General features: G+C 67.2%; 18 protein-coding genes and 1 pseudogene. 13 read left to right on the forward strand and 6 right to left on the reverse strand.

Annotated features, from left to right (window positions below):
- The first annotated feature begins 1 nt into the window (after nt 1).
- On the forward strand, nt 2–766 hold the full coding sequence (locus ON40_RS13635; protein WP_040822273.1) for a TetR/AcrR family transcriptional regulator C-terminal domain-containing protein: 765 nt from the start codon (nt 2–4) through the stop codon (nt 764–766).
- 177 nt (nt 767–943) lie between these two features.
- On the opposite strand, the gene ON40_RS13640 is transcribed toward ON40_RS13635, so the two are convergent.
- Nucleotides 944–1,846: an enoyl-CoA hydratase/isomerase family protein gene (locus ON40_RS13640; protein ID WP_040822277.1), complete on the reverse strand. Its 903-nt coding sequence runs from the start codon at nt 1,844–1,846 to the stop codon at nt 944–946.
- Nucleotides 1,847–1,977: 131 nt separating this feature from the next.
- On the opposite strand from ON40_RS13640, the gene ON40_RS13645 reads away from it, so the two are divergent.
- The 3 genes from ON40_RS13645 to ON40_RS13655 all read left to right on the forward strand — a co-directional run bounded on the left by ON40_RS13645 (nt 1,978) and on the right by ON40_RS13655 (nt 5,569).
- Nucleotides 1,978–2,781, forward strand: coding sequence for an enoyl-CoA hydratase/isomerase family protein (locus tag ON40_RS13645; RefSeq protein WP_040822280.1), 804 nt, complete (start codon nt 1,978–1,980; stop codon nt 2,779–2,781).
- Complete coding sequence (locus ON40_RS13650) at nt 2,766–4,286, forward strand: class I adenylate-forming enzyme family protein (RefSeq protein WP_245567788.1); 1,521 nt, start codon at nt 2,766–2,768, stop codon at nt 4,284–4,286. Before ON40_RS13645 ends, ON40_RS13650 begins: the two co-directional genes overlap by 16 nt.
- A gap of 101 nt (nt 4,287–4,387) precedes the next feature.
- Nucleotides 4,388–5,569, forward strand: coding sequence for an acyl-CoA dehydrogenase family protein (locus tag ON40_RS13655; RefSeq protein ID WP_040822283.1), 1,182 nt, complete (start codon nt 4,388–4,390; stop codon nt 5,567–5,569).
- 109 nt (nt 5,570–5,678) lie between these two features.
- On the opposite strand, the gene ON40_RS13660 is transcribed toward ON40_RS13655, so the two are convergent.
- The 3 genes and pseudogenes from ON40_RS13660 to ON40_RS13670 all read right to left on the reverse strand — a co-directional run bounded on the left by ON40_RS13660 (nt 5,679) and on the right by ON40_RS13670 (nt 9,802).
- Nucleotides 5,679–7,355, reverse strand: a complete 1,677-nt coding sequence (locus ON40_RS13660) for an acyl-CoA synthetase (protein WP_245567789.1) — start codon at nt 7,353–7,355, stop codon at nt 5,679–5,681.
- A gap of 97 nt (nt 7,356–7,452) precedes the next feature.
- A pseudogene (locus ON40_RS13665) lies at nt 7,453–8,988 on the reverse strand (aldehyde dehydrogenase family protein); the annotation flags it as partial.
- Between the two features lie 7 nt (nt 8,989–8,995).
- Nucleotides 8,996–9,802: an NAD(P)-dependent oxidoreductase gene (locus ON40_RS13670; protein ID WP_040822285.1), complete on the reverse strand. Its 807-nt coding sequence runs from the start codon at nt 9,800–9,802 to the stop codon at nt 8,996–8,998.
- 243 nt (nt 9,803–10,045) lie between these two features.
- Between ON40_RS13670 and ON40_RS13675 the strand changes: the two genes are divergently transcribed.
- Genes ON40_RS13675 through ON40_RS13685 form a run of 3 tightly spaced genes read left to right on the forward strand, consistent with a single transcriptional unit; the run spans nt 10,046 to nt 13,373 of the window.
- Nucleotides 10,046–10,867, forward strand: a complete 822-nt coding sequence (locus ON40_RS13675) for a mycofactocin-coupled SDR family oxidoreductase (protein WP_040822286.1) — start codon at nt 10,046–10,048, stop codon at nt 10,865–10,867.
- A 60-nt stretch (nt 10,868–10,927) separates the two neighbouring features.
- Nucleotides 10,928–12,139, forward strand: a complete 1,212-nt coding sequence (locus ON40_RS13680) for an acetyl-CoA C-acetyltransferase (protein WP_040822606.1) — start codon at nt 10,928–10,930, stop codon at nt 12,137–12,139.
- Nucleotides 12,140–12,179: 40 nt separating this feature from the next.
- Nucleotides 12,180–13,373, forward strand: coding sequence for an acyl-CoA dehydrogenase family protein (locus ON40_RS13685; RefSeq protein WP_040822287.1), 1,194 nt, complete (start codon nt 12,180–12,182; stop codon nt 13,371–13,373).
- A 51-nt stretch (nt 13,374–13,424) separates the two neighbouring features.
- Here ON40_RS13685 and ON40_RS13690 read toward each other — a convergent pair whose 3' ends face one another.
- Both ON40_RS13690 and ON40_RS13695 read right to left on the reverse strand, forming a co-directional pair.
- Complete coding sequence (locus ON40_RS13690) at nt 13,425–13,820, reverse strand: SDR family oxidoreductase (protein WP_040822289.1); 396 nt, start codon at nt 13,818–13,820, stop codon at nt 13,425–13,427.
- Between the two features lie 189 nt (nt 13,821–14,009).
- Nucleotides 14,010–14,684 carry a hotdog fold domain-containing protein gene (locus ON40_RS13695; protein ID WP_040822609.1) on the reverse strand — a complete coding sequence of 225 codons (675 nt, stop codon included), beginning with the start codon at nt 14,682–14,684 and terminating at the stop codon, nt 14,010–14,012.
- A gap of 103 nt (nt 14,685–14,787) precedes the next feature.
- Here ON40_RS13695 and ON40_RS13700 point away from each other — a divergent pair, with 103 nt between their 5' ends.
- The 6 genes from ON40_RS13700 (at nt 14,788) to ON40_RS13725 (ending at nt 21,552) form a co-directional block, all read left to right on the forward strand.
- Complete coding sequence (locus tag ON40_RS13700) at nt 14,788–15,606, forward strand: enoyl-CoA hydratase/isomerase family protein (protein WP_040822613.1); 819 nt, start codon at nt 14,788–14,790, stop codon at nt 15,604–15,606.
- Between the two features lie 42 nt (nt 15,607–15,648).
- Nucleotides 15,649–16,485 carry an enoyl-CoA hydratase/isomerase family protein gene (locus tag ON40_RS13705; protein ID WP_051193096.1) on the forward strand — a complete coding sequence of 279 codons (837 nt, stop codon included), beginning with the start codon at nt 15,649–15,651 and terminating at the stop codon, nt 16,483–16,485.
- Nucleotides 16,485–18,113, forward strand: coding sequence for a class I adenylate-forming enzyme family protein (locus tag ON40_RS13710; protein ID WP_051193064.1), 1,629 nt, complete (start codon nt 16,485–16,487; stop codon nt 18,111–18,113). The genes ON40_RS13705 and ON40_RS13710 overlap by 1 nt, the downstream gene beginning before the upstream one ends.
- Nucleotides 18,106–19,668 carry a class I adenylate-forming enzyme family protein gene (locus tag ON40_RS13715; RefSeq protein WP_040822290.1) on the forward strand — a complete coding sequence of 521 codons (1,563 nt, stop codon included), beginning with the start codon at nt 18,106–18,108 and terminating at the stop codon, nt 19,666–19,668. The genes ON40_RS13710 and ON40_RS13715 overlap by 8 nt, the downstream gene beginning before the upstream one ends.
- Before the next feature lie 259 nt (nt 19,669–19,927).
- On the forward strand, nt 19,928–20,695 hold the full coding sequence (locus tag ON40_RS13720; protein ID WP_040822293.1) for an MlaE family ABC transporter permease: 768 nt from the start codon (nt 19,928–19,930) through the stop codon (nt 20,693–20,695).
- Between the two features lie 5 nt (nt 20,696–20,700).
- Nucleotides 20,701–21,552, forward strand: coding sequence for an ABC transporter permease (locus ON40_RS13725; protein WP_040822622.1), 852 nt, complete (start codon nt 20,701–20,703; stop codon nt 21,550–21,552).
- The last annotated feature ends 6 nt before the right edge of the window (nt 21,553–21,558 follow it).

Consider the following 21,558-nt stretch of genomic DNA (forward strand, 5'->3'; position numbering starts at 1 on the left):
CGTGGCCAAACGCGCAACCGCGGAGAACCGGCGTCGCCGCGAGCGGGGCTCGCTGAACCCCGAGGACATCATCGACGGCGCCTTCGAACTCGCCCAGCGAGTCTCCATCGACGGCCTGAGCATGCCGCTGCTGGGACGTCACCTGAACGTGGGAGTGACCAGTATCTACTGGTACTTCCGCAAGAAGGACGATCTGCTCAACGCGATGACCGACCGCGCGCTGCGGCTGTACGTCTACACCGCTCCCTACCCGTCGGTGGAGGCGTCGAAGTGGCGCGAGAGTCTGGTCAATCATGCCAGGATCCTGCGGCGCACCTTCCTGGACAACCCGATTCTGTGCGATCTGATCCTGATCAGGTCCGCGTTGAGTCAGCACGCGGGCCGAGTCGGAGCCGAGCAGCTCGAACGCACGGTGGCCACGCTGGTGGACGCGGGCCTGTCGATCGAGCAGGCACTGGACACCTACTCCGCGATGAACCTGCACATTCGCGGATCGGTTGTGCTGCAACGACTCTACGACAAGAACCAGGACGGTGAAGGATCCTCGCGCGCCTACTACGACAGCATCGTGGTCGATCCGCAGACCACACCGCTGCTGGCCGCAGCCGCGGCCAGGGGCCTGCGCTCGGGCGCGCCCGACGAACGGAACTTCGAATACGGGCTGGGCTGCATCCTGGACCACATCGGGCGGCTGATCGAGCGTAATGCCGCGGCCCGCGCGAATTCCGTTGCACCGCACCGGCCGGGCAACGCTGCGGACCGCTAGCGGACGGGGTTGTCACCGCGGCTGCGATCGGGTGGATCCGCACGATCAGTATGCGCCGAGTGCGGCATCGATCCGAATCCGGCCGATCCATCGAGGTGGAGCCGGTGCCGCACAGCTGTTCCCATAGATGCTTGTCGAATCCGGTCGGTCCGGCGGGCCCGGACCGGGCGCGGCGGCTCAGCGCACGTCCGGATCCGGCACATGGAAGTGCTCGTCGCGCAACCGGAATGCTTCCTTGGTGCCGTGTTCGGCGCGCGTCCTGACGAAGTTGAACTCTCCCGGAGCGAACTGCAGATTCGTGCCGAACGCGTGGAACAGGTAGCTCGCCACCTCCTCGCCCTGGTATGCCTGGCTCTGTTCGACCAGCCGGAACGCCTCCTTGGCGATGACGACGCCGTCCGCGGGCATCTTGGCGGCCTTCTCGGCCCAGTAGCGGGCGCGGGCGGTCACCGCGGCGGGATCGCATGTCTCGGTGAAGATTCCGAGATGTTCGACCGTGCTCGCCTCGACGATGTCGCCGGTCAGCAGCAGCCGGCGCGCCAGCACCGGGCCGAGCCGGTGGAAGAACATGTGCAGGCTGCCCAGCGCGGGACCCAGAAACCGCGCCGCGGGCATGCCGATCCGGGTGTCGCGGGCGATCACGGAGATATCGGCCATCAGCGCCATCTCGAAGCCACCGCCCAGGGCGTAGCCGCTGATCTCACCCACGACGACCTTCGGGAAGCCCATCAGATTGTGATAGAAGCCGAAGGACTTGCGGTCCACGGTCAGCCGCCTGCGCTGGCTGGGCCGTCCCTTGGCCGGGCGGTCACCGTTGCCTGCGGCCGCCTTGTCGCCGTACCACCCGTAGGCGTTGTTCATGTCCGCGCCGGTGCTGAACACGCCTTCGGCTCCGCGCAGCAGGACCACGGTGACATCGTCGTCCTCGGCCGCCTCGTCGAGGAACCGCGCCAGCCCGTCGCGCATCGCGGCGTCGTAGGAGTTGCGCTGCCCGGGATTGTTCAGGGTGACGGTGACGATCCTCCCGTCGGCGTCCACCTCACGGAGTATGCGGCCGTCTGCAGTGCTGGAGGTGCTCATCTCGGTTCCTCTTCCTTCCGGCCTCTGGGTCGGTGTCGCATCCGCCACGTTACGAAGACCAACGGTACAAACTACTGTATATATATCAGTATCGGTTGTCCGGCGACACCGTCGCGACGAAAGGAAGTCCCATGCCGTTCGACACCATCGAATATCGCGTCGACGGGCATACGGCCACGCTCACCCTGAACCGCCCGGACGCCCTCAACGCGCTGAGCCCGCACATGATCACCGAGCTGCGGACCGCGTACACCGAGGCCGAGAACGACGACCGGGTCTGGACGCTCGTCGTCACCGGCACCGGACGCGCTTTCTGCACCGGCGCGGACGTCAAGGCGATCCCCGGCGACGGCAAGGTGATCAACGAGCGCCCGTACCTGTCCACCTACGAGCAGTGGGAGGCCCCGCAGGAGGGCACCCCGCCGTTCCGGACGATGACCAAACCGGTGCTGGCGGCGATCAACGGATTGTGTTGCGGCGCAGGGCTGGACTGGGTGACCACCGGCGATATCGTGATCGCCTCCGAGCGCGCGCAGTTCTTCGATCCGCACGTGAGCATCGGGCTGGTCGCCGGTCGTGAGATGGTGCGCCTGGCGCGGGTCCTGCCGCGCACGGTCGCGTTGCGCGTCGCGCTGACCGGCAAGCATGAGCGGATGAGCGCACAACGCGCGTACGAGCTGGGCATGATCACCGAGATCGTCGAGCACGACCGGCTGCTCGAACGCGCGCACGAGATCGCCGAGATCGTGAATTCCAATGCGCCTCTGGCGGTTCGCGGCACCCGCCTGGCTATTCTCAAGGGCGTGAACGTGCCGCTGCACGAGGCCGAGATGCTCGCCGAATCGTTCCGCGAGCGCGTCACCCGCACCGAGGACGCGCTCGAAGGGCCGCGAGCGTTCGTGGAGAAGAGGAAGCCGCAATGGCAATGCCGATGAGCTACGCCGATCATGTACTGAGCTGGCGGATCGCCGAAACGCTGGCCCTGCAACCGGATTCACCGGCGATCGAATACGGCCAGGTGTGGCGCACGTGGGGTGAGCTCGGTGCGGCGGCGCGGCGGATCCGCGGGTTCGTCACCGCGTATCCCGTGGGCCGCAGGCAGATCGGCATCCTGTTGCGCAACCGGCCCGAAAATGTCGCGGCCCTGCTCGGGGTGCTGTTGGGCGGCGGCACGGTAGTGGTGATCAACCCTTCGCGCGGCGAGGACCGTACCCGCGCCGATATCACCGCGTTGCACCTCCCGCTGATCATCGGCGCTCCGGATGACCTGGCCCACTTGGTCACTCCCGCACCGGGATCGGCCACGCTGGCGATCACGGATCCGGGAGCCGACCCGCACCTGTCCACCACCGCCGGGCGGCGTCACCAGGGCGGCACCGCGCAATCCGGGGTGGCCGTGCGCATGCTCACCAGCGGCACCACCGGACCGCCCAAGCGCATCGATATCAGCTACGACATGCTGGCCCGCAGCGTGATCGGCCGCGATCCCGAGAGCGCACCCGCTCCGGCGCAACCGCGTTCGGGAGTCGCCATCGTCAACGCTCCGCTGGTGCATATCGGCGGCGTGTTCCGGGTCCTGCAGTGCATCGCCGAGGCGCGCCCGTTCGTACTGCTGCCGCGGTTCCAGCTCGAACCCTGGGCTCGCGCGGTGCGCACGCACCGCCCCAAGGCGGTTTCACTCGTCCCGGCGGCGGTGCGCGCGGTACTGCACTCGGATCTGACCAGCGATGATCTGTCGAGCATCCGCGTGGTGACCTCGGGCACTGCGCCGTTGTCGGCCGAGGACGCCGACGCGTTCCGCGAGAAGTTCGGCATCCCGATCCTGACCTCCTATGCGGCAACGGAATTCGGCGGCGGAGTTGCGGGCTGGACCCTGACCGATCACCGGAAGTACTGGGATGCCAAGCGCGGCAGCGTCGGACGCGCCTCCGGCGGGGCCCGGCTGCGGGTCGTCGACGAGGACGGCACAGTACTCCCGCCCGATCGCCCCGGCCTGCTCGAGGTCGCTCCCGGACAGCTCGGGCCGTCGGCGCACTGGATGCGGACGACCGATCTGGCGCGCATCGACGACGACGGATTCCTGTGGATCCTGGGCCGCGCGGACCAGGCGATCATCCGGGGCGGGTTCAAGATCATGCCGGACGATGTGCGCAACGCGCTCGAGCGGCACCCGGACGTCGCCGGCGCCGCGGTGGTTTCGCGGCCCGACGCTCGTCTGGGTGAAGTTCCGGTGGCCATGGTCGAGCTCCGGGACTACCGGAGTGTCACCGAGGCGGACCTGAGCAGCTACCTTCGAGACCGGTTGGCTCCCTACGAGATTCCAGCGGAGATCGAGATCGTGCCGGAAATTCCGAGAACGCCGTCGGGCAAGGCGGACTTGACCGCGGTTCGACGGCACCTTGAGGAATCCCTGCACGCCCGGAGCAGCGAACGTCGCTGACGCCCAGTGCGAACACGCATTCCGCCGAGCGCCACGCGCACCACCACCGATCAGCAACACATGTCCGGCGATCGACCGCCGGGAGCAGACAGGACCCACTCATGACAACTCCGGCCATCGGATCCGACATCGTCACCGCCGAGGATTTCCGCGAAATCCTGAATCAGACACGCGATTTCGTACGTTCGGTGGTGATGAAGCAGGAACAGCGGATAGCCGAGGACAACCGCATCCCGGACCGGATCGCCGAGCAGGCCAAGGCGATGGGGCTGTTCGGCTACGCCATCCCACAGCAATGGGGCGGATTGGGCCTGGATCTCACCCAGGATGTCGAACTGGCGATGGAACTGGGCTACACCACCCTCGCGCTGCGATCGATGTTCGGCACCAACAACGGTATCGCCGGACAGGTCCTGGTCGGATTCGGCACCACAGAGCAGAAGACGCAGTGGCTCGAACGCATCGCGACCGGTGAGGTGGTCGCCTCGTTCGCGCTGACCGAATCCGGCGCCGGATCGAACCCGGCCTCGCTGCGCACGACCGCCCGGATGTCCGGCTCGGACTGGATCATCAACGGCGAGAAGCGATTCATCACCAACGCCCCGGTCGCGGATCTGTTCGTGGTCTTCGCCCGCACCCGCCCCGCCGACGACAACGGACCGGGAATCTCGGTATTCCTCGTTCCCGCAGGCACTCCCGGCATCGAGGTCGGCCCGAAGGATCGCAAGATGGGCCAGGAGGGCGCCTGGACCGCCGAGGTCCGCTTCCAGGATGTGCGGGTCGGGCCCGAAGCACTGATCGGCGGCAGCGAGGACATCGGCTATCGCGCGGCGATGACCTCACTGGCCCGGGGACGAGTGCATATCGCGGCGCTGTCGGTCGGAGCCGCGCAGCGCGCGCTGGACGAGTCGGTGACCTACGCCGCCACAGCCACCCAGGGCGGGCAGCCGATCGGCGGATTCCAACTGGTGCAGGCCCTGCTGGCCGATATGCAGACCGGAGTCATGGCCGGGCGCGCACTCGTGCGCGAGGCCGCCTGCGCCTGGGTTTCCGGCGAAGACCGCCGCATCGCCCCGTCGGTCGCCAAGCTCTACTGCACCGAAATGGCCGGGCGAGTGGCGGATTCGGCAGTCCAGATCCACGGCGGCACCGGCTACATGCGCGGTGTCCCGGTCGAACGCATCTACCGCGACGTGCGCCTGCTGCGCCTCTACGAGGGCACCAGCGAGATCCAGCGCCTCATCATCGGCGGCGGCCTGCTCGGCAAGGCGCGTGCGCGCTAGCGATCCTCAGCGGGCGGCGAACTCGCCGTCGCTCGAACCGGCGTCGTCCAGGAATCAACGCCGCGCTCGGGCGCGCTGACCGGGCAACAGTTGCCGATTGGCCCACCGGTCAGTCGGCGGTGATCGCCTGCTCGCGCGCCCAGCGGTAGTCCGCTTTGCCGACCGGGCTGCGCACGATCGCGGGACGGAAAACGACGACCTTTGGAAGCTTGTACCGCGCAATCGATTTCGCGGCGTAGGCGATGAGCGCCGCCGGGTCCGGGTCGGTGCCGTTCTCGGGCGCGACGATCGCCACGACCTCCTGGCCCCAGCGTTCGCTGGGCCGTCCCACCACCACGACATCGGCGACGTCGGGGTGAGAGGAGATCGCCATCTCGACCTCTTCGACGAAGATCTTCTCCCCGCCGGAGTTGATCGTCACCGCGTCGCGGCCGAGCAGCTCGATCGAGCCGTTGGCCAGATGGCGGGCCCGGTCCCCGGGCAGGACATAGCGGCGCCCGTCGATGGTCGGGAAGGTCCGGGCGGTCTTGGCCGCATCGCCCTTGTAGCCCAGGGGTGTGAAGCGGCGCTGGGCGAGCCAGCCGATGCCGTCGTGGCCGGGCTCGAGCACCGCACCGAAGTCCTCGGCGACCACGCAGGTGTCGACACCGGCGGCGAAGGTGCCGGTGGAGACCAGTCCGGCGGCCGAGACGTGGTGCATCTGCGCGCCGGTCTCCGAGGCTCCGACGGCGTCGAACACGACCAGGTTCGGGATCGCGTCGATCCACCGCTGTTTGAGCGCCGGGCTCAGCACCGCGCCGCCGTTGGCCAGCGCCACCAGCGAGGACATATCGGCGGAGGTGGTTTCGATCGCGGTCAGGATCGGGCGCGCGACCGCGTCGCCGACCACGATCACGATCGAGACCTTTTCCCGTTCGATGGTGCGTACGACGTCCTCGGGATCGACATGATCGGTCACCGAGGCGAAGATGATCGTCTGCCCGGTGGTCATCGCGGTCAGCACCGCCCATTGTGCCGCGCCGTGGATCAGCGGCGGCAGAATCATCAGATTGACCCCCGGGTTGGCCGCGGCCCGCTGCCCGACCTCGGTGGCGGATTGCACGACCGCGCCGGTGTTGTTGTCCCGGCCGCCGCACGCGGCCATGAAGATGTCGTACTGTCGCCACAGCACACCCTTCGGCATCCCGGTCGTGCCGCCGGTGTACAGGACATACAGGTCGTCCGGGGAGGGCTCGGGCAGGTCCGGGTCCGGCGCGGCCTCGGCGAGGACGTTCTCGTAATCGACTGCGCCGGGCAGCAATTCGTTACCCGAGTCGTCGGCGATCTGGATGAGCACGCGCAACCGGGGAAGATCGGCGATCAGCGGGGCCAGGCACGGTGCGAACGCGGCGTGGTAGATCAGCGCGGTGGCGCCCGAGTCCTCCAGGAGTTGGCGCAGCTCGTTCTCGACGTAGCGGTAGTTCACGTTGAACGGCGCCACGCGGGCCCGGAAGGAGCCGATCAGGCTCTCGACGAACTCGTGGCCGTTGTAGGCGTAGATCCCGAGCAGATCCTGGCCGACCTCGTGGCCCGCGAGTCCGGAACGTTCTGTGTGACAACCGAGTCCGCGTTCGCGCAGATAGCCCGCCAGTCTCTGGGACCGCTCGGCGATCTGGGCGTAGGTGTGGCGCTGTTCTCCCTGCACCACCAGTTCGCGATCGGGCAGCGCTGCGGCGGCGGCGTCGGCCGCGGCGACGAGGGTCAGTGGTGTTGTCGAGATGTCGGGCTCGGTGGCGGAGCGAGACAACGGTGCCTCCTGGGGGCGCCCGCCCGCGTGGGCAGGCGGATTCGGGCTGAGATTGCGATGGGTCGTGTCGGCGCGGACGCGCCGGTTCTCGCAACGGCTATCGGTCGGCGGTCGTCCGCAGATGCCGGGCTCCGGCGAGCCGACGGCGGGTGCGCCGGTGCGCGCTGGACAGCATCAGTTCGGTCGAGCGGCGAATCAGGCCGCCGAACGGCGGTGCGGCACGTGCGGTGATCAGGAACGGCAGATTGCTCCCGACGACGGTGCGGTAGTGGGTGAAGGTGTCGAAACCGGCTTTGCCGCGATAGGCCCCCATCCCACTGTGTCCTACTCCCCCGAAGGGCGCATCCTCGGGAAACATGTTGAGTGCGAAGTCGTTTCGTGAGACGCCCCCGCTGCGTGTGCGCCGGATGAAGGCGCGGAAGTCCGCGTTGGCGGGCCCGTACCAGTAGGCCACGAGCGGGGCCGGATCCGCGTCGAGTCGGGTGATCAGATCCTCGAGCGACGCGTAGGTCCGCACGAGCAGAACCGGGCCGAAGACCTCTTCGGCGGCGATGGCCATCTCGTCGGTGACCTCGCCGACGATGGTCGGAGACACCTTGTGCGACAACGGGTCCGGTGCACCTTCTCCGTCGGGTATCACCTGCGTGATCCGGGCTCCGCGGCCGCGCGCGTCGTCGATGAGTCCCACGATGCGGTCGTAATTGGCCTGATCGACCGCCGCGGTGTAGTCCTGGTTCTGCGCGACGGCCGGGAACAGCTTGCCGAACGCCTCCTGTGCCGCGGCGGTGAATTCCTCGGCTCGCCCGTCGGGAACGTAGACGCAGTCCGGGCTCACGCAGACCTGTCCGCCGTTGACCATGCGAGCTCGCGCGATGCGAGCCGCCGCGCGGGCGATGTCCGCATCGGGTGCCACGACGACCGGATTCTTGCCGCCCAGCTCCAGGGTGACCGGAACCAGATTGGCCGCGGCGGCCTGCTGCACCAGCCGGCCCACCCGCGTCGAGCCGGTGAAGAACAGGTGGTCGAACGCGAGTCCGGCGAAGGCCGCGGCGACGTCCGGGCCGCCGGTGACGACCGCGAGTTCGTCCGTGCCGAAGTATCGCGGCGCCAGTGCCCGGGTGAGTTCGGCTGTGCGCGAGGTGATCTCGGACATCTTGAGCATCACCCGGTTGCCTGCCGCGAATGCGGCCGCGGCGGGTGCGATCACGAGCTGGAGCGGGAAGTTCCAGGGTCCGATGATGCCGACGACCCCCAGCGGCGTCGGCTCCACTCGGGCGTTGATCCCGTACAGCCGGGCGATCGGTTTCGGGTTGCGCGGCCGCATCCAGCGCGCGAGGTGTGAGCGGGTGTGTTCGATGCTCGAGAGCATCCCCATGATCTCGGCGAACAGGATTCCCGTGCGTGAGCGGGTTCCGAAGTCCTGCGCGAGAGCCTCGACGTAGTCGTCCAGATTGTCCAGCACCATGGCCAGCAGGCGGTCGATCCGGTTGCGCCGCAACGCCGCCGACGGCGGTCCCGCCCGCCGGTGCGCCCGGCGTTGCAGCTCGAGCAGGGCGGCCGGGTCCACGGGTTCGGCCGCGGCGGCATCGGCCACCGGCCCGATGGCGTGTCTGGTCATTCGTGTCGTCTCCCGGTAGGACTCAGCCGAGTTCGAGCGGGCCGTGGTGAATCACGTCCGCCAGCTGTGCCAGCTCGATGCCGTTGTCTTTCGTCGCCGCCAGGCACGCGGCCACATCCTTGCGCAGGTAGGGCGCTGCCATGCGTTCGAACTTCGCCAGTCCTCCGGTGCGGTGAATCGACTCGGCCGCATAGCTGCGGGCGCTGCACGCCAGCAGGGCGCGCACCAGCTCCTGGTCACCGATCCCCCACCGCCGCCCCACGTCCGTGGCCGCGGCGACCAGTTGGGCGTTGGCCGCGAACAGCGCGTTGTTGATCAGCTTCACGCTCAGCGCACTGCCCAGCGCGCCGGTCGCGACGATGGTGTCCGCGTAGGACTCGAGCACCGGGCGCACTCGCTCGACCGATGTCGCCGGACCGCCCAGCAGTACGGTCAGGCGCCCGGCGGCGATGTCCTCGGCGGAACCGCTGACCGGCCCGTCGAGCAGTACCGGCCCCTCGGGATACCCGGCGGCCAGATCCTGCACGGTGGCCATGGTTCCGGTGGTGTGCGACAGGACCACGCACTCCTTGCTCGCCGCGCCCAGCACTCCCGAGGGCCCGTCCAGGACCTGTACGAGCTGTTCGTCGGAGAACACGCAGACGATGACGATATCGGCCGCGGCGGCCTCGGCGACCGAATCGACGGTCTGCGCACCGGCCGCCGCCATCCGCTCGCGCACCGAGGTCCGGCGAGCGAACAGCTTCACCCGGTGGCCCGCCTGAAGCAATCTCGAGACCATCGGCTCGCCCATCTGCCCGGCCCCGATGAACCCGACAACCTGCGACATCCGTGTGCTCCTCACCAGCTCCGAACCGGACGGCAACGCGTACCGAGAAGCTAGACAGTGATGAATCCAGTAAGACTGACTGTAACACCGATCTCGCCGGTGGAAAGCCGGATTCGATGAGATACAGTTGCGCTTACGATAACTACGACGACACTCCCGTTCGCCAGGCCGATCCGCATCGCCGCGAGGGGCGGACGCTACGGTTCCCGCAGTGATCGAACAGGCGCCGCATCAGGAGAGCACATGACCGGACGACTCGAGGACAAGGTCGTATTCATCACCGGGGCCGCACGCGGTCAGGGACGCGCGCATGCGGTGCGGATGGCGAGCGAGGGAGCGGACATCATCGCCGTGGATATCGCGGGCCCGTTGCCCGAGGCGGTCCCGTACGACTCCGCCACCCCCGACGATCTGGCCGAAACCGCACGCCTGGTCGAGAAGACCGGCCGCCGCATCGTGACCGCGCAGGCCGACACCCGGGACCTCGAGGGCCTACGCCGCGCGGTCGAGCAGGGCCTCGCGGAGTTCGGGCGCCTGGACGTCATCGTGGCCAATGCCGGTATCTGCATCCCCGAGGCGTGGGACGCGATCACCCCGGATTCGTTCCGCGATGTCATCGACGTCAACGTCGTCGGAACGTGGAATACGGTCACCGCGGGCGCGCAGCACATCATCGACGGCGGGCGCGGGGGTTCGATCATCCTGATCAGCTCCGCCGCGGGAATCAAGATGCAGCCCTTCATGGTCCACTACACCGCGAGCAAACACGCCATCACCGGGATGGCCCGGAGCCTGGCAGCGGAGTTGGGCAAGCACTCCATCCGCGTCAACAGTGTGCACCCAGGCGCGGTGAACACACCCATGGGCGGCGGGGATATGGTCGCGAGCCTGGGCCGCGCCCTGGAGACCAATCCCGCACTGGCACAGATGATCACACCGTTCCTCCCGGCCTGGATCGCCGAACCGGAGGATGTCGCGGCGACGGTCGCCTGGCTGGCCGGCGACGACGCGCGTTTCGTCACGGCCGCGCAGATCGCGGTCGACCTCGGATCGACCCAGTACTGACCCACACGCCCCTGGAAGTGACCGGCGCTTCCGGTGACCGACCGAAAAGAGAACGACACCATGCCCAGAGCAGTGATCTGTGAGCCCGTCCGCACCCCGATCGGGCGTTACGGCGGGGTGTTTCGCTCGCTCAGCGCGGTCGAACTCGGCGTCACCGCACTGCGCGGACTGCTCGAGCGCACGGGTATCGAACCCGATGTCATCGACGATGTGGTGCTCGGGCACTGCTACCCCAACAGCGAGGCCCCGGCCATCGGCCGGGTCGTCGCGCTGGACGCCGGTCTGCCGACCACGGTCGGCGGGATGCAGATCGATCGGCGATGCGGATCGGGTCTGCAATCGGTGATTCAGGCCGTACTCCAGGTGGAGAGCGGGGCCAGTGAGGTCGTGGTGGCCGGTGGCGTGGAGAGTATGAGCAACACCGCCTTCTATTCGCTGGATATGCGATGGGGTGGCGCACGCACCGGGGTTCAGATGCACGACGGTCTGGCCCGCGGGCGCGAAACCGCCGGCGGGCAACATCATCCGGTGCCCGGGGGCATGCTGGAGACCGCCGAGAATCTGCGGCGCGACTACCACATCTCGCGCGAGGAACAGGACCGCCTGGCGGTCCGCTCGCATCAGCGCGCGGTGGCCGCGGCCGATTCCGGTGCGAGCGCGGAGCAGATCATCCCGACCACCGTGCCCACGCGCGCCGGCGCGAGCGTCGTCGACACCGATGAACATCCCCGCGCGGACACCACCGTGGAAGCGCTCGGCAAGCTGAAACCGATTCGCGCACAGATCGATCCGGAGTCCACGGTGACGGCGGGTAATTCCAGCGGGCAGAACGATGCCGCGTCGATGTGCCTGGTCACCACCCGCGACCGGGCCGAGCAGCTGGGGTTGACGCCGCTGGTCGGATTGCGGTCCTGGGCTGTGGCCGGAGTGCGCCCGGAGGTGATGGGCATCGGGCCGGTCCCGGCCACCGAGGCCGCTCTGCAGCGTGCGGGCCTGAGCTTGGCCGAGGTGGACCTGATCGAGCTGAACGAGGCGTTCGCCGCGCAAGCTCTCGCGGTACTGCGCGAATGGGAGTTCGGCGAGTCCGATCTCGAGCGGACCAACGTCCACGGTTCCGGTATCTCCCTGGGGCATCCGGTCGGCGCCACCGGTGGCCGGATGCTGGCCACGCTCGCCCGGGAAATGCATCGGCGCGAGCTGCGCTACGGTCTGGAGACGATGTGCATCGGCGGCGGTCAGGGACTGGCCGCGATCTTCGAGCGGGTGAGCTGAGCGATCACCCCCAACCATCGGCCCCACTGAACGGATACCACTGGTGAAACTCGCACAGACCCACGGCCTGACCGAAGCGCAGACCGAAATCCTCGCCGCTGTCCACACTTTCGTGGAACGGCAGATCATTCCGGCCGCGGCCGAGCTCGAGCGCACCGACACCTACCCGCAGTCCATCGTGGACCGGATGGCCGAGATGGGCCTGTTCGGGCTGATGATTCCCGAGGAATACGGCGGGCTGGGCGAATCGCTGCTCACCTACGCCCTGTGTGTCGAGGAACTCGCCCGGGGCTGGATGAGCGTATCGGGCGTGATCAATACCCATTTCATCGTCGCCTACCTGCTCACCCATCACGGCACCGAGGAGCAGAAGCGCCGGTTGCTGCCGCGCATGGCGACCGGTGAGCTGCGCGGCGCGTTCTCGATGTCCGAACCCGAACTCGGCTCGGACGTCGCGGCCATCCGCACCAAGGCCGTTCGCCAGGATGGCGGCGATTACCGCATCACCGGTCGCAAGATGTGGCTGACCAACGGATCGACCGCGAATCTCGTCGCGGTGCTGGTCCGTACCGACGAGGGGCACGAGCGCCCACACGACAACCTGACCGCCTTCCTGATCGAGAAGCCCACCGGACTGGGCACGGTCGCCCCCGGTCTGACGGTGCCGGGCAAGATCCACAAGATGGGGTACAAGGGTATCGATACGACCGAACTCGTACTCGACGATTACGCCGCGGCGCAGGACACCGTACTGGGCGGCCGTCCCGGCGCGGGGTTCAAGCAGATGATGGACGGGATCGAGGTCGGCCGGGTCAATGTCGCCGCGCGCGCCTGCGGAATCGCGTTGCGTGCCTTCGAACTCGGGGCGCGGTACGCCCAGCAGCGCCAGACCTTCGGTCGACCGATCGTCGATCACCAGGCCATCGGATTCTCCCTCGCCGAGATGGCCACCAAGGTCGAGGCGGCGCATCTGATGATGGTCAATGCCGCCCGGCTCAAGGACTCCGGCGAGCGCAATGACGTCGCCGCCGGGATGGCGAAGTATCTGGCCAGTGAATTCTGCAACGAGGTCACCCAGGCGAGTTTCCGTATCCACGGCGGCTACGGGTATTCGATCGAGTACGAGATCGAGCGGCTGATGCGCGAGGCCCCGTTCATGTTGATCGGTGAGGGCACCAGCGAAATCCAGAAGCGGATCATCAGCAAGGGCGTGCTGCGCGATTACCGGATCTGAGTGCCGCACATCTTTCGTGGTGCGCGGCCCGCACCACGAAAGATGGTGGTATCAGATGAAATCCGAGCCGCCATCCACGTTGACGTTCGCTCCGGTCATATAGGAGTTGAGCCGCGAGGCCAGGAAGGTCACCACCGGCCCGATCTCCTCGGGCCGGCCGGCGCGCGGCATCTGCGCGGGATGGCCGTAGCGCTCGCCGATCAGCGACATCAGCTCATACGGGTCGTCGCTGCGCACGCCGACCGAGTTCGCCCAGTCGACCAGTCCGACCACGTCCGGGCTACCCTGTCGCGCCAGATCCTGTTCGGCACGGTCGAGATCGGCGCGAGAGCGCCCCAGAACGCACACCCGCGCTCCTTCCTGCGCCAGACTGCGCGCTGTGGCCAGCCCCATTCCCCGGCTACCGCCGACCACGACCGCAGCCGCGTTACGCAAGCCCAGATCCATTGCGCCACCATCCTTTTCTCACATCTTCGAACGTGTCGGACACGCGCTGTAACCATTGCGCCCCGGGCAGAGTCCACCGATCCACGGTCGTCGCGAAGGTCGACCCGTCCCTGCTGACCACCCGCCTCGAAGTGCTCGAAGACCTCGTCTCTCGGCGCGGCCACCCGTGGGCGGCGCTGAGCGCGAGCCTCATGCGGGCTCGTGTCCTCGCTGACCGAATCGGGCACCGGCCAGACTGCTCGGCGCGGCGGCGACCGCGCTCACCACGGCCGCGCACAGCACGACGTCGTCGAGCAGCAGCCGGGCGGTCGACTCGATGGTGCGCTCACCGACCGTCCGCTCGATGTCGAAGCGCAGTTCGGTGAGCAGTGGCGTCGGCCGCCGATAGGTCATCTCCAGTGAGCGGGTCTTCCCGGCCGGGCCGGTGGCGCAGTTCTGATGCTGGATGACGCAGTCGAAGAAGACCGCCAGGAACCCACCGTGCACCAACCCCGGCGGGCCTTCGAAGGGTATCAGGAAATTCACAGTGCCACAGGCGGTCTCGGTGTCGATGCGGTCGAACCGGTACTCCGGGAAGCACGGGTTGTAGGCACCGATGTCGAAGGCGTGGTCCAGATAGATCCGCCGGGACTCGCCGGAGTCGGGGCCGATGCGCGGCGTGAGGTCGGCCGGTCCCGCCGCGGCGAGCTCACGTTCCCACCGCGCGAGTTGCGTGAGCATGTCGGCGACCGTCTCGTGCGGGTGTTCCAACGCGAGCAGCAGCCCGGCCAGCCGCCGGATCGCGCCCGCGGCCTCCTGCGTCTGCTGCATCGGCTGCGCGCCGAATGCCTTGCGCGACGGACCGTGCGGATCGTTGTTCGACATGCGCCCTCTTTCGCCCGGCACACTCGCGTGCGTCATGTACAAAGAACAACGGTATCGTATACCGTACTATTGACAGTATGCTCTCCGAGATGTGGGTGAGACCGTGAGTCGTGAGTCCGAAACCGCACCCGGCGGGACCGTTGCGGTCCACCGCGAGAACGATGTCCTGCATCTCGTGATCGACCGGAACGAGCGCCGGAACTCACTCAGCGCGGCGATGGTCGACACGCTGGTGGCGACCCTCACCGACGCGGCATCGGATCCGGCGCTGCGAGCGATCCATCTGGGTGCGAACGGGAAGGACTTCTGCTCCGGAGTGGACTGGATCGCCCCCAACGACAGCGACGGACCGCGCCCGCGCACCGGAGATCTGGTCCGGCGCATCCCGCATACCTCACACCGAATCATCGAGTTGCTGCACACCATCCAGCTTCCGGTCGTGTGCAGCGTGCGCGGCTGGGCGGTCGGGATGGGCTGCAATATGGCGCTGGCGGCGGACTTCACCGTGGCCGCCGAGGACGCGGTGTTCTGGGAGCCGTTCCTGACCCGCGGCTTCAGCCCCGATTCCGGATCGACGTGGCTACTGCCTCGGCTGATCGGTCTCACCCGAGCCAAGCGCATGCTGCTGCTGGGCGAGAAGGTGAGCGCGGCCGACGCCGCGGCCTGGGGCCTGATCGATCGCTGCGTTCCCGCCGCCGACCTGGACACGAGCGTGCGTGCCTTGCTCGACCAGCTGGCCGCCGGTCCCACCGTCGCCATCGGACTGGCCAAACAGGCGATGACCTTCGCGCAGCACGCCACCCTCCCCCAGGCCATGCACCAGGAACTCTACGATCTCGAATTATCATGCCGGACATCGGATTTCAAGGAAGGTCTGACCGCATTCCGTGAGCGGCGCGAACCCGGGTTCCGTGGTCGCTGAGTTGTGCGGAACACCCATATCGCCCGAATCGAGGCATCGTCGATGAGCAGTGAGATACCGCGCGGGCAGGTCGGTGGCGCGGCCCGGCCCGGATTCGAGACCATCCGTCTCGAGGTGTATGAGCAGGACCGGGTCGCCACCATCACGTTGAATCGTCCGGACCGGCTCAATGCCTTCGATCGGACCATGTGCACGGAGATGGCGCGGGCGTGGCAACTGCTGCGCACCGACGACTCGGTGCACGCGGTCGTGCTGCGCGCGGCCGGAACCAGGGCCTTCAGCGCCGGTCTGGACATCAAGAAATCCTATGGGCAGCCGGACAGCGTGTGGCATCACGAGGATCCGGGGCAAGCACTGAGCCCGAAATGGCAGAAGATGTGGAAGCCGGTGGTGTGCGCGGTACAGGGTATGTGCACCGCGGGCGGGTTCTATTTCGTCAACGAGGCGGATGTGGTGATCTGCTCCTCCGACGCGACGTTCTTCGATTCACACGTCTCGGCCGGTCTGGTCTCGGCGCTGGAGCCGATCGGACTGCGACGCCGGATCGGCCTGGGTGAGACATTGCGCATCGCGCTGATGGGCAACGACGAACGAGTCGGATCCGACACCGCGTTGCGGATCGGCCTGGTGTCGGAAGTGGTTCCGGTAGAGGACCTTTGGGCACGAGCCCACCAGATCGCGAGCACCATCGCCGCCAAGCCGCCGTCCGCGACCCAAGGCACCGTGAAGGCCATCTGGGAGTCGCTCGACAAACCGTACCGGGCCGCCCTGGATCAGGGGCTCATCTACACCCGGCTGGGAAATCCGCTGGGCAAGGCGGAATTGGCAGCCCAGGGCGAGCGCGACAGAAACGACCGGCCCGAACCGAGGATTCGCTGATGACCGACCCCGGCGTTGCCGACAACCCCACCGGTCCTGACACTCTCGCACACCTGCTGCGCTGCCGAGCGCGGGATCGTGCCGACCGCCCGCTGCTGATCTGCGATGCCGATCGACTGACCTACGCCGAGACCGAACGCCGCTCCGCCGAACTCGCCCACGAACTGATCGCACTCGGCGCAGGCAAAGGCACACACATCGGCGTGCTGTATCCCAATAGCGCCGAATTCGCCGTTGCCGCGTTCGCCGCGGCCCGAATCGGCGCGGTCGTCGTCCCCTTCTCCACCTTCTCGACCGCACGGGAATTACGAGAGCAGCTGGTGCACAGCGACATTCGCATTCTGCTCGCCGCGACGGGCTACCGATCACACAACTATGTGCAGCGGCTGACCGAAGTTCTCGCCGAAACCGAGCGGGATGGCGCGGGCCGTCTGTTCAGTGTGCAGGTACCCCAGTTGCGCCACGTCCTGACAACGGTCGAGAGCGATTCGCAGACAACACATCCCGGTCCGCTGTTCGCCCGCCGGACCGATATCGCCGAGCATGACGATGCCCTGCTCGCGGCGATGGAACAGGACGTCGATGGCTCCGATCCGGTCTCGATCGTCTACACCTCCGGATCCACGAGTGCACCCAAGGGCGTCGTGCACACCCATGCCGCTCTGCTCGGACACCAGCGCAACCTGAACGCGATCCGCGAACTGACCGAAGCCGACGTGCTGTTCTGCAACTCGCCGTTCTTCTGGATCGGTGGCTTCGCCTTCGGCCTGCTGGCCACCCTGGTCGCCGGGGCAACCCTGGTGTGTTCCAACGCCACCGACCCGGCCGCCACCCTGGATCTGCTCGAGCGCGAGAAACCTACCGTGACCAATGGTTTCGCGGCCGGGATCGCCCATCTGGCCCGGCATCCCAGCTTCGCCGCACGCGATCTGTCCTCGATGCGGCGCGGCAACCTCTACCCTGTCATGCCCGCGGAACTGCGGCCCCGCGACAGCGAGTTGCGGCACAACATGCTCGGCATGACCGAGGCCGGAAGCGTGGTACTGCTCAGCAGCGACGAGTCGGACCAGCCCGAGCACCGACGCGGCTCGTTCGGCAAGCCCGCACCCGGATTCGAGGTCGAGATCATCGATCAGGACACCGGAACACCGGTCGCCGTCGACGAGATCGGCGAATTACGCTTCCGCGGCCCCTATGTGATGCAGGGCTATTACAAACGGCCCCACGAGGATTGCTTCGATCCGGACGGCTGGTTCCATACCGGCGATCTGGCCCGGACCGACGCCGACGGCTTCGTCTACTTTCTGGGCCGCAGTGGCGCCATGATCAAGACCGCGGGCGCCAACGTCTCGCCCGCCGAGGTCGAGAAGGCGATCACCGACATCACCGGCGGCGCCGCATACGTCTTCGGCCTGCCCCACCCCGATCGCGGACATGTGGTAGCCGCGGTTCTCACGGTCGAGGATCCCGCAACATTCGACGAGTCGGCGCTGCGGGAGAAATTGCGCAATCAACTGTCCGCGTACAAGATTCCCGCGCGCATCGCCGCCGTGCGGACCGCGGACATCCCGCTGATGTCCAGCGGGAAAGTGGACCTGCGCCGATTGAAGAAGGTCTTCGATGACTGAGAACAACGTCGCGACCACGATGGACGCGGTAGTGCGGGCACGTGCTGACGAACACCCGGCCGCGGAGATGGTCATCGACCCGAAGACCCGGCTCACCTATGCCGAACTCGACCGCACCACAGCGCATCTGGCGGGCGTGCTGGTGGCCGCGGGCGTCGGCAAAGGCTCCCGTGTAGGGCTTCTGATGCCGAACAGTGCGCAGTGGGTGCAGATCGCCGTCGCCGTGACACGTATCGGCGCCACGCTCGTACCGTTGAGCACGTTATTGCGCCCACCGGAACTACGGACCCAGTTGCAGGTGGGCTCGGTGCAGTACCTGATCGCCGTGGAACAGTTCCGTGGCCGCAATTACCTTGCGGAGCTGGAGATTTCACCCACGGGCGACCGGATGTTGTCCCACCCGCGCCTTCCGGCGCTGCGGCACGTGCTGAGCACCTCCGAACTCACCGGGGCCACCGCGCCGTCCTACACCGTCACCGTCGCGGATGCGCTGACCGCGACGGTGACGCCCGCCGATCCCCTGGCCATCATGTTCACCTCGGGCAGCCGCGGGTTACCCAAGGCGGTCATCCACTCGCACGGCAGTGCGTTCGCCGCGGTCCGATCCGGTTTGTCGGCACGCCTCATCGACGACACCACGCGGCTGTACCTGCCGATGCCGTTCTTCTGGGTCGGCGGGTTCGGCGGCGGAGTGCTGTCTGCGCTGCTGGCGGGTGCGACGCTGGTGACCGAGGACATCCCCGCGCCGGAGGCCACACTGCACCTACTGCGGCAGGAGCGCGTCAACCTCTTCCGCGGCTGGCCCGATCAGGCCGAATCCCTGGCACGACAGGCGAAACAGCTCGGTGTCGCGGTGCCGCCGTTGCGGGCGGGAAGTCTGCCCGCACTGCTGCCCGAGCACATGCGCGCACAACCGGGTGCGCGCGCCAACCTGTTCGGCATGACCGAGTCGTTCGGCCCCTACTGCGGCTATCCGGCCGATACGGATATGCCTCGATCCGCCTGGGGCAGTTGCGGGCGGCAGTTCGAGGGCATGGAGGTGCGCATCGCCGATCCCGACAGCGGTGTGCCCGTTTCGACCGGAACCGTGGGAGTGATCCAACTGCGCGGACCACATACGTTGCGCGGCATGTGCCGTCGCAGCCGCGCGGAGCTGTTCACGATCGATGGTTTCTATTCCACCGGCGATCTGGGCCATCTCGACGGCGAGGGATTCCTGTTCTATCACGGCCGATCCGATGACATGTTCAAGGTCAGCGGCGCCACCGTCTATCCCAGCGAGGTGGAGGGCGCGCTGCGTTCCCTCCCCGGTATCTCGGCCGCATTCGTCACGAATATCACTGGTGCACAGGGTGATCGGGTCGCCGCCGCCGTGGTGTGCGACACCGCGACGACAACGACCGAGCACCTGCGGACCGCCGCGAAGTCGATACTCAGTTCCTTCAAGGTGCCCTCGGTGTGGTTGCTGCTGGACTCGGACGACAGCATTCCGCGCGGCAGTACCGGCAAGATCGATATTCTCGGACTTCGGAAGCTGCTCACGCCACACCCGTGAGCGACGCGGCATCGCGGCACCGGCGCGACCTCGCCGAGCGCCGATGCCGGTTGCCGATCATGATTTCTCGCTGCTGAGCGATCGTCCGGCAATCCCATCGAATTCGCCCGGTTCACCACACCGAGTTTCCCGCCCGAAACGCCTGTGCGGCCGCAACCGAGTGATGTATCGTAGGCCACACTGTAATAGCAATAGTTAGACGCTTGATCAACTCGGCCCTGCATCGTCCGCAGCACCCGAGCAGTCCGCTGGAGGATCGATGCATCCGGAACGACTGAATGCTCCTGTCCGGGAAGTAGGCCAGTTCTTCGCCATGGTCGCCGACGTCGGACGTGGCCTGGTCACCACCCGATTCCGGATGAGCGAATTCATCGAACAAGGATGGATGCTCGCGCGCGTCTCGCTACTTCCCACGGTTCTGGTCGCGGTGCCGTTCACCGTGCTGGTGAGTTTCACACTCAATATCCTGCTGCGCGAAATCGGCGCCGCAACCATGAGCGGGGCCGGCGCCGCATTCGGCGCGGTCACCCAGGTCGGGCCGATGGTGACCGTGCTGATCGTCGCGGGAGCCGGAGCGACCGCGATGTGCGCCGATCTGGGCTCGCGGGTGATCCGCGAGGAGATCGATGCGATGCAGGTCCTGGGCATCGATCCGATTCAGCGGCTGGTGATTCCGCGTGTGGTCGCCTCCACGATGGTCGCGGTCCTGCTCAACGGCCTGGTGTGCGCCATCGGAATCGCGGGCGGATTCCTGTTCTCGGTCCAGTTGCAGGGAGTCAATCCCGGCGCGTTCGCCTCGGGCATCACATTGCTCACCGGCGCAACGGAATTGGGCATCTCAGCGGTCAAGGCGCTGCTGTTCGGCATGATCGCCGGATTGGTCGCCTGCTACCGCGGACTGTCGGTATCGGGCGGCCCCAAGAGCGTCGGACAGGCGGTCAACGAAACCGTGGTCTACGCATTCATCGCACTGTTCGTCGTCAACACCGTGGTCACCGCCGTCGGCATCCGGATCTCGGGGAAATGATGATCATGTATATCTCCGACACCGGGAAATTCGTCCACGCGCGGCGGCGACTACAACGTTGGGACGCCGCGATCGATGCCCTCGGCGCGCGACTCGTCTTCTACGGCAAGGCGATCGTGCACATTCCCGGCGCGGTCGTGAGTCATCCCGGCGAAGCCCTGCGCCTGGTCGCGGAGATCAGCATGGGCAGTGGCGCACTGGCGATGATCGGCGGCACCGCCGCGATCGTGGGCTTCATGACCCTGGCCACCGGAAGCACCATCGCCATCCAGGGCTACAGCTCTCTGGGCAATATCGGTATCGAAGCGCTCACCGGATTCCTGTCCGCGTTCATCAACGTGCGTATCGCGGCGCCGGTCATCGCGGGAATCGCGCTGTCGGCGACGCTCGGCGCGGGAGCGACCGCGCAGATCGGGGCCATGCGCATCGCCGAGGAGATCGACGCCCTGGAATCCATGGCGATCCGCCCTGTCCCGTATGTGGTCAGCTCGCGCATCGCGGCCGGGATGATCACGATCGTCCCGCTCTACGCACTGGCTCTGGCGGCATCGTTCGTCGCGGGCCGGTTCACCACCGTCGTGATCTTCGGGCAGTCCTCGGGACTGTACGACCACTATTTCTCCACCTTCCTGAACCCGGTGGACGTGATGTGGTCGTTCATTCAGGCGATTCTGATCGCACTGCTGGTGATGGTGATCCACACCCACTACGGCTTCACCGCCTCGGGCGGTCCGGCCGGAGTCGGATCCGCGGTGGGGCGAGCGGTGCGGATGTCCTTGATCCTGGTCGTGCTGGTCGTGCTGCTGGTCTCGCTCGCCCTGTACGGCGGCAACGGCAACTTCCACCTTTCCGGATAGGATCGA

The sequence above is a fragment of the Nocardia jiangxiensis NBRC 101359 genome (genome assembly GCF_000308615.1).
GTDB classification, from domain to species: Bacteria; Actinomycetota; Actinomycetes; order Mycobacteriales; family Mycobacteriaceae; genus Nocardia; species Nocardia jiangxiensis.

Excerpts from the sequence above, each read along its gene's own strand:
- ON40_RS13705 (WP_051193096.1), top strand. The coding sequence starts at position 15,649 with ATGAGCAGTGAGATACCGCGCGGGCAGGTCGGTGGCGCGGCCCGGCCC.
- ON40_RS13710 (WP_051193064.1), top strand. The coding sequence starts at position 16,485 with ATGACCGACCCCGGCGTTGCCGACAACCCCACCGGTCCTGACACTCTC.
- ON40_RS13650 (WP_245567788.1), top strand. The coding sequence starts at position 2,766 with ATGGCAATGCCGATGAGCTACGCCGATCATGTACTGAGCTGGCGGATC.
- ON40_RS13725 (WP_040822622.1), top strand. The coding sequence starts at position 20,701 with ATGTATATCTCCGACACCGGGAAATTCGTCCACGCGCGGCGGCGACTA.
- ON40_RS13695 (WP_040822609.1), bottom strand. The coding sequence starts at position 14,684 with ATGTCGAACAACGATCCGCACGGTCCGTCGCGCAAGGCATTCGGCGCG.
- ON40_RS13720 (WP_040822293.1), top strand. The coding sequence starts at position 19,928 with ATGCATCCGGAACGACTGAATGCTCCTGTCCGGGAAGTAGGCCAGTTC.
- ON40_RS13675 (WP_040822286.1), top strand. The coding sequence starts at position 10,046 with ATGACCGGACGACTCGAGGACAAGGTCGTATTCATCACCGGGGCCGCA.
- ON40_RS13680 (WP_040822606.1), top strand. The coding sequence starts at position 10,928 with ATGCCCAGAGCAGTGATCTGTGAGCCCGTCCGCACCCCGATCGGGCGT.
- ON40_RS13645 (WP_040822280.1), top strand. The coding sequence starts at position 1,978 with ATGCCGTTCGACACCATCGAATATCGCGTCGACGGGCATACGGCCACG.
- ON40_RS13715 (WP_040822290.1), top strand. The coding sequence starts at position 18,106 with ATGACTGAGAACAACGTCGCGACCACGATGGACGCGGTAGTGCGGGCA.
- ON40_RS13690 (WP_040822289.1), bottom strand. The coding sequence starts at position 13,820 with ATGGATCTGGGCTTGCGTAACGCGGCTGCGGTCGTGGTCGGCGGTAGC.
- ON40_RS13640 (WP_040822277.1), bottom strand. The coding sequence starts at position 1,846 with ATGAGCACCTCCAGCACTGCAGACGGCCGCATACTCCGTGAGGTGGAC.
- ON40_RS13655 (WP_040822283.1), top strand. The coding sequence starts at position 4,388 with ATGACAACTCCGGCCATCGGATCCGACATCGTCACCGCCGAGGATTTC.
- ON40_RS13670 (WP_040822285.1), bottom strand. The coding sequence starts at position 9,802 with ATGTCGCAGGTTGTCGGGTTCATCGGGGCCGGGCAGATGGGCGAGCCG.